Below are 14356 nucleotides of genomic sequence, written 5' to 3' on the forward strand. Positions count from 1 at the left end.
CCATCAGTGCTTGCATATACAGCTTCACCAATAATTGCTGTAAATAAAGTCCCCTTATTGACAAACCCCAAAAATCAATTAAATTTAACTGTATATAACATCAGTTATTTGGTTGATTTAGCAGGTAGAGAATGGCAACCGCACGACGCTCGCAAATTTGTTTAGAGGAAACCCAATATTACCACTGCATATCACGCTGTGTGCGCCGCGCGTTTTTATGTGGTAATGACAAATTCACCACTAAAAACTTTGACCATCGTAAAGGTTGGATAGTCAAGCGCATCAAACAACTTGCCAATATCTTTGCCATTGATATTGCCGCCTATGCCGTTATGAGTAACCACTACCATGTAGTACTGCATGTTAACCGGGATAAAGCCTTAGCATGGGATGACCAAACCGTATTAAAACAATGGACATTACTGTGTAAACCCAAACCCTTTGTAGAGCGCTGGCTATCAGGCACTATCATTAGCCAGTCTGATAACCTGATTATTCAACAATGTGTGACAGAATATCGCCAACGATTAATGGATATCAGTTGGTTTATGCGCTTTTTAAATGAATATGTTGCAAGGTTAGCCAATGAAGAAGACAACTGCACAGGCCGATTTTGGGAAGGGCGGTTTAAATCACAAGCCTTGTTAGATGAAACAGCATTACTGGCGTGTATGGCTTACGTGGATTTAAACCCCATTCGCGCTAATATCACCAATTCGTTGGAAACCTCTGATTACACTTCTATTCAAGAACGCATGGGCTTACAACCTGAACCACAAACCAACCCAACAACAGCAAGCGAAAATGACCTAAACGACAATCAGCAAAACGACAAAGTTCAAACTTTACCAGAGGATAGGCTAGCATCAGTCCCATTAGCCCCCTTGCAGCGCTTTGCCGGTCACAATCATATCGATAACGACAAACAAGCCATTCAACATGAACTGATTAATTACTTAGCATTGGTTGATTGGACGAGTCGGCAAATACACCCCAATAAACGCGGCAAAGTAGCATCAGAACATCCCAGTATATTAACCACGCTCAATATCACAGAAGACAATTGGCTCGCCTTTTCCAACCAAATAGAACAAGACTTTAGCCAAGCCATTGGTGCTGAATCGCGCTTACACAGTTTTGGACGTTCATTACATAAAAAACGCCAGCGAGGTGTGAGTAAAGCCAAGCGCTATTACGCCATTCCCGCGGCATTGACCTCACCTTAAACAACGCCGAATACCAAGAAGCGTAAAACTAATCCCACCATTCCATCACGCGTTTATTCGTGGCACTTTTACTTGTGCAGGTTTAAGCAAATTCCACAACTAACCCTAAACTAGGGCGATTATTCAAAACCATTATCAAACAAAAATGAAGCAAGCTGGCTGAATGGCGATGTGTTAGCTATCCAATACAGGTCGTTGGTTTAATTTTTATTATGGGTGTCTTGTTAATTTTTTTTTATGTTGTTAATTTTTTTTAAGGGTTTTGTTATGTGTCGTAATTTAGACAAGACACATACCCCACAGCCCTTTAACAACGTGGGTTTAAGGCTATTTTGAGACACGCGGATGCGTGTCCATAGGGTGTGGCACTAAATCAACATAACTAACCATAAGTCAGTTATGTTGATATTGAATGGTTTTGAAGGATGAATTAGTTAGGTTATCGAATCAGATTAAATGCATATCAGCTGACGCTGATATGCATTTGATTACCTATAGAACTTCAACAGATACAATACATAACGACGGTATTTTGAGCCGCGCAAAATCATTTTCAAGATACCGAATCTTCACTTGCTTACCTACATGTTGCTCTAACTTGCTTTTCAATATCCCTTTTAAACATCCATAGTTTCCAGCGTAGATCTTTGGACTCGGCCTTAGAAGGGTCTTGTTATCAAAATGTATAGTTTCCAAAAACAATGGAGTTAAGTTATGAGGGTCGCGGAACAACCCTTTAACACGCTCTGAATTAATAGAAACCAGCCGACTATGAACTTCTAATAAGCTCCCTTGCTCTACCTTCTCTTGTAGCGCTTCAATTCTAGAAATTTTACCATGTATACCAAATGCCAATACAATAAAAGCTATTAGTGGTAATGCTGCAAATTTTCGGTATTTTCCACGTAATTTGTCAATAATAATCCACAGGTTTGCGCATATAACCCCTATTAAAACTAATAGCAGCAGATATACATAAAGCTTTTCAACTAAAGGAGAAAATTCAAATATCGTCATTTTATAATAAATTATTTAGCATTCAGCCGCTTATTCAAATCAGTTAAATATTGAGGAGCATTATCCATTCCAGAATATAGAACTTTGTTTGCAGATTTCGCTACACCACTATACCAAGCCCATAAAACTTGCCCCGGCATTCCCCAATTTGAAGTTATAGGGGTATTATCCCCATAAAGGTTTTGACTATTTTGATAGGTGATATTTAGGAGATCTATTCTTCCACCACCTTGAGAAATTTCGCCACCAAATTCAAAACCTCTTACAGGTCTAGCTCCGTCATCAGTAAGCGCGGCACCTAACTCATAATCTAATGTCAAGTAAACAGATGGTTTCTTCTCCCCTATCTTAATACGACCTAGCTCCCATAAATCAAAACTTGGCCCACCAGTTATAACTTCACCGTAAGCAATACCTTCTGCAGATAACCCAGGAGCTTCCAAAACACTAAATGCCGTGTCAACAGACCAATCAGGCTTACTCATCCCAGTACCGAATTCTAAAGCGGAAGGAGCAAATGATACTTCTCCTCTGTTGTCAAACGCAATTGACGCCGCATATCCAAAATCAAACCTACCGATTTCTTTACCAAAGATTTTAGGAAGCTCAAAGCTAATCCCTATGCTAATTTCTAGTTCAACAGCTTCTAAAGGGTCTTCGTGTGGGATAGTATCCCAAAAACTTCTTTCTTCAGCTGTATCAATACCAACTGAAGAGTATAAAGAACTAAGTTCTTTCTCACTTGTAGTCATACCACCAGCAAGATTTCCTAGTCCAGTACTTGCGGTTGCATTAGCGAATGTATGGTAGCGAGCAACACGCCCATTGCTATCTTTCAATTCTGCGGCAGAGACACCATTATCTAATAGCCAGGTGTCAACCTCATCCATCAAATCTTTGTCGTATAAAGGTTTGCCATTCAAGGAACTAGGATTAGCGGACTTTTGTTCTGATTTCGCAGCTTGTGAATTCTTAGCCGAATTTGCCGTTTCTTTTGTCGGCGCCTTCGACATTTCGCCTACGATAGAGTTCCCCAACGCATTGCCAAACGCAGTGCAATAGTTTGCAGATGCATCGTAATCCTATTTTTTTAATCGTAGATCGCTATCTTTAGCCTAAATATTATTCACTAAATAGATATTTGTCATCATCAAATAAAAGATTAACCAGACACCCACTTTATAAGTTTCTTGAATTCAGCCATATATTCAGCACAGTTCCGTTTTACATCCAGACGAGACCTAAGCCCCTATATCAGGAATAAAATTCTGTAACATTGCTCTTTTGGACAGAATGGTTTGCAAGCATAAATGCTCACCCAGTGTGTTACGAGTTACCAACAGTACAAGGAAGGCTGGAAGGTAACGCAACTATATAAAACATGATGGTTTGGCCCATCCCATCGGCATTCAGGTGCAGGTGGAAACCACCTTATGCGGCATTGGTTAAGAGTCACTGTCGTGAGCGATAAGGGAAAGGCAAACACAATGATTTGTCAGGTGTGAGTTAAAGAGACGAACAGCGTAGGTGTCGAAATATTTAACCGTTGCATCCCGAAACCAAGCTACTGGGTGGAGTTTGGGAAGAGCTTAGAGGCAACCTGATTACCAACTAAGCGGGAGCCGGCAAAGAGCTGACGTGAATTTAACTCGGGGTTTTATATGGAACGTAAGAACCAGTCGTTTTGATGTTAACAGATATCCTCGAATGGAAACCCCATGAGAGCCAAGTCTGAATGCAAAGCACTGGGGCGGAGCAATTCGTAGTAGTGATGATGATAGCTGTAATGGTTATCTAGCGAAGGGATTGCCTCGTTTTAAATGAAACTTTCATCAACTGCTGCAGCAGGAGGAATGATTGAATTCAGCAAAACCATTTAGTATTTCGAAATGGACAGTTTATGAAGCCTGGTTACGTGTAAGAGCCAACGGTGGAGCGGCAGGAATTGATGAGCAATCGATGAGTGATTTTGAACAGGACTTGAAGAAGAACCTGTACAAGATATGGAATCGAATGTCATCGGGCAGCTATTTTCCACCGACGGTGAAGCGTGTCGAAATCCCTAAGGATAAGGGCGTTCGAGTACTAGGCATACCCACGGTATCAGACCGAGTTGCACAGATGGTCGTCAAGATGGAGTTGGAGCCTGAATTAGAATCGGTATTCGATAATGATTCTTATGGTTACAGACCTAATCGCAGTGCACATGATGCATTAGCGATAACGCGCCAGCGGTGTTGGCGATACGACTGGGTGATTGATTTAGATATCAAAGGCTTCTTTGATAACTTGGACTGGGTGTTATTGGGCAAAGCGTTACGCAAACATACCAATAACCCATGGGTATTACTCTATATCGAACGTTGGCTTAAAGCGCCAATGGAAACCTCGGATGGTCAGATAATAGAGCGAACGAAAGGAACACCACAAGGAGGCGTGATAAGCCCATTGCTAGCCAATTTGTTTTTACACTACGCATTCGACAAATGGTTGCGAAGAGAACATCCACATGTTCAATTTGCACGCTATGCGGATGATGCAGTGGTTCACTGTCGTAGTGAGCAAGAAGCAAAGGCGTTAAAGCAAGCTATTGAGCAACGCATGTTAGATTGTTGTCTAGAATGTCATCCAGAGAAAACTAAACTGGTTTACTGCTTTGATGAAGGTAGACAAGAAGCACATGAAGTCATTAGCTTTGATTTTCTTAGTTACTGTTTCAGGCCAAGGTTAGTAAGGAATCGGTGGGGTCGCATGTTTGTTGGCTTTACACCTGCTATTAGCCCTAAAGCGAAACAGAAAATTAGAGAGAAAGTTAAAGCGCTCAAGCTACATAAGCAAACGGGGTTAACGATACAAGAGTTGGCGTATAAGCTTAATCCGATGATAAGCGGGTGGATAAATTACTTCAGTCGGTTTTGGAAAACAGCATTAAGGCCACTTATGTCTTGGATAAACCTTAAATTGTTGAAATGGGCGAAGAAGAAATACAAACGGCTGAAATTCAGTTACCAAAGAGCAAGAAAATGGATGCAAAGGGTGTGTAATACACAACCGTATCTATTTTCTCATTGGCAATTTGGTTGCAGGCCGTAAATGGTGAAACGAGAGGAGCCGTATGAATTGAGAGGTTCACGTACGGATCTGTGAGAGGCTGAGGGGGAAGCTCCCTCGGCCTACTCGACCAAAAACCGGTAGATTCATTACCTTCTGCAAAGATATGAAACAATACTGATAAAACTTGTGTACAAGAGACAGGCATGTAAACGCAGCAGTAGCGAGCGTAGTTAATAAAACAAAGGCTTGTAAAATTAACTACGCGAAATGGATACCGTAAAACTAACGGTTAAATAAGGGCGCCTTGCGGGTAGTCTTGCGCGTCTAACAGCTTTTGATAAGCGCAAATAAAGGCTTGTTTAAAATCAGCACTATTGATGAGTTGGCTATTAAATAAGCCGCTTAGCGAGACAAATTTTTGTACGTCTTTTATCGCATCTTGCTCAAACTGACTGACCACATCGGCTAATTTTTCGGCAAGCGGATCACTAAGCTCTTCGCTGTTAAGCACTTTTAACTCAATAAAACGCAACCAAGAAGCAACAACCATAGCCAATAATTTAACCGGTTTACCTTTGGCTAAGTTTTCAGCAACGGGCTCTAACGAGCGCACCGGAATTTTAATCGAACCATCGCATGCAATTTGTTCTAACTGATGTTGAATTTTACTGTTTTCAAAGCGCTGAATGATCGCGCGCGAATAAGCGTGTAAATCAAGACCGGCTGGCGCTTCAATGCTAGGGATTATTTCTTCATCAACCAAACGTAATAAGAAGGCTTTAATTGTCGGGTCCGACACTGCTTGGTAAACCGTAGTAAAGCCTGCTACTCGACCAAAATAGGCCAAAGTAGAGTGTAAACCGTTTAATATACGTAGTTTGGTATGCTCATAACCGGCTACGTCGTTACTAAATATTACGCCAACATCACGCCAATTGGGTTGCTCGCCAGTTAAGCAGTCTTCAATTACCCATTGAGTAAAGGCTTCTCTTTGTACAGGGGCATTGTCTACTAATCCAGTTTTTTCGGTCACCAAATCTAACGTTTCAGGTTCGGTTTTTGGTGTAATGCTATCAACCATGGTATTAGGGAAACAAACCGTTTGTTCAACCCACTCGCTTAACTCGGTTGATAAAAATCGGCAGTATTGCACAACCGCATTTTTTAACTTTTGGCCGTTCGCTGGCAAGTTATCACAGGCAATTACATTAAATGGTTTTATTCCAGCTTGAAAACGCAAATGCAAGCCTAAAGCAATAATGCCAATGGCCGATTGCGGGTTTTCTGTATTCGCTAAGTCTTGTTCAATACTGGCATTTTTTAAATCTAAATTGCCATGGGCGTCTAAACAGTAACCTTTTTCGGTTACGGTTAATGATACTAATTTAGTCGCTTCGTCAGACAAACGCGCTAACACTTGGTCTAATTGTTCAGCCGCTACCAGAACTTCTTTTATGGCTCCAATCACTTGAAAGCTGTCTTGATTGTCAAGTTTAGCAACCGTATATAAGTTGTCTTGCGGAGCCATGGTATCGCGAAGATGGGTACTGCGCATAGACACACCGCAAATACCCCAATCACCACCAAACTGATTCATCGCCTGCTCAGTATAGTACGCTTGGTGTGAGCGATGAAAAGCCCCCAACCCTAGGTGCACTATGCCAATTTTTGTGGCTGACCTGTCATACTTGGGCAAGGCAAGATCAGCGGCTAACGAAACATCGTTAGCTAATTTATTAATATTGAATTCATTTAGTTTCATTCTAATACTCTCTCATTCAGGCTCAGTCCAACCACTTATGCCTCAAATAGCGGTTTACCGCCTATTATGTCACCGGTGGCAAAATCACTCAAATACAAAATCAAAAATTTACAAACAAACTTAGTAATGTAATTTTAAGTGTTTAGGGTCAACGACTCGTAATTTTTGTGACAATGGGTGCTGGCTGTTTTTTAGCTGCAATAGCACTAATTGCGCGACTTCACGCGCACCAAACTGGTTTAAATGGGTATCGTCCCGTACCCCATTAGGGTAGTTAGGATGCAAATTGGCTTTAATATGCATAAAGCGGATCGCAGATAATTCATCACCTAAAGCATTAAAATAGTCACGCGTCACCTGCTCCATATCAATAAATGCCAAGGATGGATCGGCTTGTGCTATGTCGCGCACAATAGGCACATACGGATGGGTTGGTTGGATAACCCCTTTTTTAAAGTAACGCCGTGTAATAGAAGACAACAATACAGGTGAGGCTTGTTTCTGGCGTACATCGGCGATAAAACGTTGCAAATTCGCCTTGTATTGCTCTGGGGTTGTATACCTGTCTTTCTTTTTCACTGACTCATCATTATGGCCAAACTGAATAAACACATAGTCACCGGCTTGTAAATTATTCATTAATGTTTGCCAGCGACCTTCTTCAATAAAAGTGCGAGTGCTACGCCCATTTTTCGCGTAGTTGATCACCTTAACGTCATCAGCAAAAAACGTCGCGAACGGCACACCCCAGCCTGTCTCGGGATAGTCTTTCGGATCTTTGATTGACATGGTTGAGTCACCCGCTAAGTGGATGGTCAACGCCAAAGATTGGCTTGTTAATGACATTAGGCCAATGCCTAATATCACCAGCAAAAAGATTCGTTTCATTATGTTCTCATTGATCTTTAGCGAGTACCTTTTTCATCATCTTTTGTCGCTCGTCGTACACCAAGGTAGTTAACTTAAGCTAAAGTGGCTTTGTTGGGCTTCATTCTTCAGCCCAACTTTCTACTGGTAAACCGACTTGCAACCAAGAATTAAACAAAAAAGGTACTCAGTTTAGTTACTTAGCGGTAATCACTAAATTATCTATGGTTGCCACCACATTGCTTTCAGTACGCAGCTGAATGAAAGAAGTGGCTGTGCCAATATCAAACTCTATCGTCTGCTTACCTAAGTTTTGCGACAACAATGCCACTTTACCCACGGTCTTTTTCGAGTCGCCACCATGAATTGATTCCGCACTTTTTGACGTATTGTTATCAAGATAAACAATTAAAGATTTATCAGCGTCATCCAATTGTTGAATGGCGATCAAATCAAACGTCACAATCACCCCTTGGCTAAAATCAAAAACACCAGTCGGGTTAGTATTACCGTTTGTCGCTACGACCTCTAAATTACCGTTAACCATACCCAGCGTATCACCTATGGTAAATCGGCCGCCTTTATCACCGCCTAATACTAGCTGCCCATTGGTGATCTCAACTGAACCACCCGTCTTCACGTACAAGGCATGTGAACTGTCGTTAGCTTGTGCGGCGTAGCTTGAACTAAAGAAAGTCGCACTGTCAGTTGCCGAAAAGTCTTCACTTACACTGTTAGTCACAGGAGGCGCAGTGGGTGTGATAACTAAATCGTCTATCACAGCTTCAACACCATCTTCAGCACGGATCTGAATAAATGAAGTTGCCGTACCCAAATCAGTTTTAATGGTAATAGTTTGACCAACCTGATTATCATTTGGATCCGTTAACTCACTGACCTTTTTCTTAAAGATCCGTGACGCGCCCTGATGCAACGAGTTAGCACTGCCCGTGGTGTTATTGTCAATGTAGATCTGCAACGACTTTTCTTTATTCTGATCAGCCGTGCCTTTGCTATTGTCATAACTGCTCACGGCAACCAACTTAAAGCTAATCGTTGCACCGTGGCTGAAATCGAACAAGCCATTAGGCTGATCGGTTTGGTTGGTGTCGGCTGAATATCCGTCAAGACTACCAATCGTTAACCGAGCGTTGGCCATGGTCAATTGGCCATTTTCCACTTTGTCGCCATCATTGTAAGAATGATACAAAGCCGTATTGGTATCTTTTGCTGACGTTTTATAAGCGTTAGAAAAGAAAGTTGCTGTATCAGCCGCGGCAAAGTCTTCAACTAAGCCTTGGCTCAAATCAACTGCGCCTGTGGTTCCGCCTGTATTACCAGAACCATCATTACCCCCTGGCTGACCAGAACCATCCAGTGCCGGAATAGTATCATTCGACTGATCAATTTTACCTACGCCCGCATGGGTTAACACATGAGCTTTAACATCATTTATGTCTAATAAATGGCTGCTATAGTCATAAGGAACATCATCATAAGTACCGGTAATATCCCCCGATAAGCTATAGCTATCTTCTGTGCTGCCAAAGCTACTATCCGAGCTATACGATACGTTAACAAAACTATTGCCACGCGCATACCAGTAGCCTTTTTCACGCGAAGCAAGCGAGACAATGGCGTTTTTAACATTTTCAAACAGGTTATTTTCAATTAATAATTGCGCACCCATACGTGAGTTGATCGCAGAGCCGGCAATATTATAAAAATAGTTGTTATACAAATGGCCATAACCGTAACGGAATAAAGGTACCCGCGAGTTAATGTTGGCAAAATAGTTGTGGTGATAAGTGATAAAACGATCACCCGCATCATCATCAGATGAACCATTTAGCATAGTTTTCCAATGATCATGAATGTAGTTATACGACACAGTAATATGACTAGCGCCAGCTTTACTGTCGATTAATCCATCGTAATCGTCTTTACCTACGGTTAATGAACCATACAATTCATTGTGGTCAATCCAAATATGACGCGTTGGCGTATTATCATCCCCTTCTATACCAATTGCATCACCAAAACTGGCGGGTACTTCGTGAATAGTTAGGTTACGAATAATAATGTTTTGCGCACGCTCAATTTGAAAACCGATACCGGATAATTTACCGCGGTTCGCAACACCGATTATCGACACATTGTTAATGTCTTTAATAGCGATGTTACGCGTGGTATTTCCTGTATTGGCTGCTGTGATAGTGCCATCAACATAAATGGTCAACGCCGTGTTGGCTTTTTTCGCACTATCAATAGCAGCAACTAACGCCGTACCGGTTGCCACCGTAACCACAGTGCCACCTTCACCACCGTTTAAGGTAAAACTATCACCAGCAAATCCACCGTCTCCTGCAGCAGGTGCGGCTACTGTTGGTGTATCACTAGGAATTTGCGTAAAGTCAGGTGCAGCTAATGGTTGCGGATCCCAACCTGCGTCGCCAAATTTAGCAAAAACCTCAGCACGCGAGCTATAAGGTGCAGTGGTTAATACGCTAGCGGCTGGATCACGGCCTGTTAAATCTAACGCGCTGCCGGTTAAATCCATACTGGCAAATTCACGCCAGCCCATTGTCGCGCTCGCTTGAGTTGGGTTTGGATCCGGTTGCTCACCACCAGTAGTGCTTTGCGTCGCCCAACCAGAGGTATTAATGTGCGACCCTAACTTATTATTGATCAGTAGTACATTGTCATAATAACTGTCACTGCCACTACTGCGCGCAATAAACGTTGAGTTATCAAGCACACCGTTGCCTTTTGGCCCAACACCACTAGTAAAATCGTTGTTTAAGAAAACAAAACCGGCGTTATCTTTAAAGTCTTCTTGTACTCGCGCTTGTAAAATATAACCACCTTCACTATCGTCTGGTGCTTTTTCTGAGCGGCCAATGGTGCGAATTTCGCTATTTTCAAACAATGCGGCTTCTGGGTAACCCCAAATAAAGTCGACATTGCCTGATACAAGACTGTTATAGATCCACACATACCCTTTCAGCTGCAAGGTATCTTGCTCACTAATAAAGTTCATGTTATTTGCCACTAAGCGACGACCCGGACCATTAAAGTAAATGGTTTCAGCTTGATCACCTGAGCCGGTGCGCATATGGCTGTTTTTCAGGGTAAAGTTGTTGAGTACTAGATTATCTGATCCTTCTACCAAGAACACAGGACGACCACTCGAACCGCCATTTAACCCTTCGTAGTTAGCGTACTGGACAATGGTATTGTCGCGACTTTCACCTTGAATGGTTAAATTATGCTTATCACGCAAGTATAAAAGTTCTGTGTAAATACCGTCGCGTAACCAAATGGTCATCGCGCTGTTTTTATCTTGCATGGCGTAAGCCATCGCGCCTTGCAAGGTTCTAAAATCAGCGTCAGTGCCGTTATCGTCTACAATGATATTGGTGCCAGTTGGTGCAATGGCCTTAGTGGTAAACGACCACATGCTCGCACTGCCTAAACCATCAAAGTCGATACCGTTAAGCTGGGTATTGACTACCACATCATTGCCGATCACCACATAGTAGTTTGTTTGATACTCAAGCACACCATGATGCGGTTTGATCACTAATTTATTGCCGTCAACATAAACCGACTGATACTGCAATGTACGGAACTTATCGTCACGCTCAGAGGTAATAGTGTCAACATCACCGGCAACATTAAGTTCGTCCACCATCTCGTTCGTGCTGGCATTGAAAATACGCACTAAGCCTTTTTCACCTAGGGTTGGCGCGCTATCAAATTCTAGGGTTAATAGGGTATCAATGTACGCGCTGCTCTCGTCGATGGCAGGCGTTAATTTACCGCTTAAATCCCCATAGTCGGTGCTTGAGTCGACAAACTGCGGCGCCACAACAATATCAACAGGATGATATATTGACGGATCGCTAGACGACACCAAGTAAATAGTGGTTTGCCCTTCTTCTAACGGCGTAACCGTAACCACTGCGCCATCAATGCTCACTTTGGCAATGTCGCCGTCGCCAGAATGCACTGTGACGGTTTCAGCTGAGCCATCACCCATTAACGCATTTACGTTAAAGCTAATGCTATCGCCATTAACACCGGCATTCAGCACATTGTCATTCAAATCAGTGGCGATCGAAATGGGCTTTTCACTCGCTGCGCCAATTTTAAAATCGTCTAATTCAAACGAGCGGTTATAGGTGTATATACCCGCTAAGCCTTTAGCGGTGAAATTGCTGTCGGTATACGTGCCTTTTTCTTCACCATTAACATATAAAGTTAAGTCACTACCTGACATGGATAAACGCACTGTGTACCAAATACCATCATCAGTAGCATCTCGCTCACCTAACACAAATGCTTGCTTTTTCTGCACCGGACGTGACAAAGAATCAGCGATTTTAGTCGCGATTTCCGCTTGGGTCGACGCTGGGCTGTTTTGCATATTTAAGCCACCGGCGTACCAGTTTTGAGCATCAACATAACGACCAAGCAAGTACAAATGCTTACTGGCCGTGGTGCCGTTTTGTCTAGGGCGGATCTTAGCTTCAACAAAGTAATCTCCATCTGGTACATTAGCTAACGCACTGTCTTTCACCGTGGTTAATACACCGCCTAAACTGCCCGCCGTGTAACGCATCACTTGATTACCGTTCGCATCCAGTACATCAAACACACCTTCTGGGCCACTAGTATTGCCGTCTGTAGCAAAAATGTCCCAGTTGTCTAACGAGCCGCTGGCAAAGTCATCACAAAAATACAGGCTAGGCTCATTACTACAGCTAAAGGTTTGTGGCTCGTAGGCTTCTTTAACCACTTCACCAGCAACCGTTTCGATCCGTAAGTTGTCAATAGTGATACTACCCTTACTGTCGGTACGCAATTGCAAGAATGAGTTGGTTGTGGCAGCAAAGCCTGGGTGGCTATATTCAAAGCGTTGCCCCTTTGGCAAGTTCTCGTCGTTAATCGACAAGCCAATAAACTTAGAGTCGCCGCCATGCATTGAATTACCCGAACTCGTGGTGTTGTTATCGGCATAGATATTTAAGCTACCCGCACCGCCGTGATCAATTACATCAAAGCTAATGGTAAAGCCTTCGCTTAAGTTATAAATACCCGTGCCTTTGGTATCGGCCGAGGTAGTAGCCACATCTGGCGTGGTATTACCTATAGAAAAACGATCGCCCGCCAACACTAATTGGCCGTCAACTAATTCAATGGTGCCACCGGTTTTAAAATACAACGCGCCAGAGCTTAACGACTCGCCAAGACGTTTATAGTTAGACGAGAAAAACTCATTAACGCTACTTAATTCAAACTCTTCCAGTAACGCAGGTTCAGGTAAGCCAATAGTAGAGGCGATCTCTGTCATGGCTTCAACAGTTGTTGCTACGGCATCACTGTTTAGCACAAACTTGTTAATGCGCTGCTCGTTTTCAGTTTCGCACTGGCTGATCAAGGTTTGAATGCCTGTGCCCGTTGCTAAATCATCTTGCGAGGCATAACACAAACTGTATTCCGTTTGATCACTATTGCTGGCTAAAGACACAAAATAGTGACTATTAACCACTTGATCCGCGGCAATCTCTTGCAATGTTAATACTTGGCGGCTGCTGTTTAATTGATAACGCCCAGAAACGACGGCGTCGTCGGCCTGCGTTAAACTAAATTGCCCTGCACTGGCGCCTTCTTCATCTGGGGTAAAGGTGAAAACTTGAACATTTACCATGCCTTTATCAGCAAATACATTGCTAATTTCACCCGTTAATAACGCCGGATCAAACGCTTGAGGTTTGTATTCACCTAGTTCACTACCTAGCACGCCAACAAAGTGCTCAATAGCTTCGTCGTACGACACCAACTTACTGCGAGTATTGTCGGTGGCTTGCGCTAGCCAAGTTTCTACTGCAGCAGCAAAACTGTCAGCTGATTGACTAAAAAACGCGTCGGCCGTTAATGGTTGGCCATTGCTATCATTATTCACTTTAGCCACTGCCGCTGCGCTGGCGTAAATACTAATACCATTACTTGGATCAGCATCACTGTCGAGCGACTGTAAAAAACGCGCGACGTTTGCGACATTTTCCGCGTGTGGGTTATCTGTTTTAAAAAAGCTTAGCGGCGTAATAATGGATTTAGCCGGCACGATAGGCAAGCTAACCTCACCTACGTAAAACTCAATCGTTTCGCCACGCACATAATCGTATGTGCCATCATCCGCTGTCACGCCTTCAATTACCTCACCATTAATATTGGTGCGACGATAATTGATGCCTGCCACTGTGTTATCTAAAAATGTGCCTTTTAAGCTCGTCACTTCAATGTCTGATACATTTTGTTCAGACTCAAAGCCACAACCTGTTACTAATGCAGCGCCAATGACACTGCTTAAAATCGATAATTTATATTTCATAATCTTACCCTTTCAGCATAAGTTTACCGGTGG

At 42.8% G+C, this 14356-nt stretch carries 7 protein-coding genes; 2 read left to right on the plus strand and 5 right to left on the minus strand.

Annotation, left to right across the window (positions count from 1 at the left end; genetic code table 11):
• Positions 1-131: 131 nt before the first annotated feature.
• Positions 132-1226 carry a transposase gene (locus C2869_RS22285; protein ID WP_159084290.1) on the plus strand — a complete coding sequence of 365 codons (1095 nt, stop codon included), beginning with the start codon at positions 132-134 and terminating at the stop codon, positions 1224-1226.
• Between the two features lie 492 nt (positions 1227-1718).
• Here the strand turns inward: C2869_RS22285 and C2869_RS22290 are convergent, their stop codons facing one another.
• Complete coding sequence (locus C2869_RS22290) at positions 1719-2243, minus strand: hypothetical protein (RefSeq protein ID WP_108605268.1); 525 nt, start codon at positions 2241-2243, stop codon at positions 1719-1721.
• Positions 2244-2254: 11 nt separating this feature from the next.
• On the minus strand, positions 2255-3256 hold the full coding sequence (locus C2869_RS22295; RefSeq protein WP_108605269.1) for a hypothetical protein: 1002 nt from the start codon (positions 3254-3256) through the stop codon (positions 2255-2257).
• An 844-nt stretch (positions 3257-4100) separates the two neighbouring features.
• Between C2869_RS22295 and ltrA the strand changes: the two genes are divergently transcribed.
• Positions 4101-5336, plus strand: coding sequence for a group II intron reverse transcriptase/maturase (gene ltrA, locus C2869_RS22300; protein ID WP_108601131.1), 1236 nt, complete (start codon positions 4101-4103; stop codon positions 5334-5336).
• A gap of 250 nt (positions 5337-5586) precedes the next feature.
• Here ltrA and C2869_RS22305 read toward each other — a convergent pair whose 3' ends face one another.
• The 3 genes from C2869_RS22305 to C2869_RS22315 form a co-directional block, all read right to left on the minus strand.
• Complete coding sequence (locus C2869_RS22305) at positions 5587-7059, minus strand: mannitol dehydrogenase family protein (protein WP_108605270.1); 1473 nt, start codon at positions 7057-7059, stop codon at positions 5587-5589.
• 120 nt (positions 7060-7179) lie between these two features.
• Positions 7180-7905 carry a rhamnogalacturonan acetylesterase gene (locus C2869_RS22310; protein WP_228710865.1) on the minus strand — a complete coding sequence of 242 codons (726 nt, stop codon included), beginning with the start codon at positions 7903-7905 and terminating at the stop codon, positions 7180-7182.
• 217 nt (positions 7906-8122) lie between these two features.
• Positions 8123-14323 (minus strand): pectinesterase family protein, encoded by a 6201-nt coding sequence (locus tag C2869_RS22315; RefSeq protein ID WP_108605272.1) that lies wholly within the window; start codon positions 14321-14323, stop codon positions 8123-8125.
• Positions 14324-14356: the final 33 nt, after the last annotated feature.

This window comes from Saccharobesus litoralis, assembly GCF_003063625.1.
Classification (GTDB): domain Bacteria; phylum Pseudomonadota; class Gammaproteobacteria; order Enterobacterales; family Alteromonadaceae; genus Saccharobesus; species Saccharobesus litoralis.

Excerpts from the sequence above, each read along its gene's own strand:
- C2869_RS22295 (WP_108605269.1), bottom strand. The coding sequence starts at position 3,256 with ATGTCGAAGGCGCCGACAAAAGAAACGGCAAATTCGGCTAAGAATTCA.
- C2869_RS22310 (WP_228710865.1), bottom strand. The coding sequence starts at position 7,905 with ATGTCATTAACAAGCCAATCTTTGGCGTTGACCATCCACTTAGCGGGT.
- C2869_RS22315 (WP_108605272.1), bottom strand. The coding sequence starts at position 14,323 with ATGAAATATAAATTATCGATTTTAAGCAGTGTCATTGGCGCTGCATTA.
- C2869_RS22305 (WP_108605270.1), bottom strand. The coding sequence starts at position 7,059 with ATGAAACTAAATGAATTCAATATTAATAAATTAGCTAACGATGTTTCG.
- C2869_RS22285 (WP_159084290.1), top strand. The coding sequence starts at position 132 with ATGGCAACCGCACGACGCTCGCAAATTTGTTTAGAGGAAACCCAATAT.
- C2869_RS22290 (WP_108605268.1), bottom strand. The coding sequence starts at position 2,243 with ATGACGATATTTGAATTTTCTCCTTTAGTTGAAAAGCTTTATGTATAT.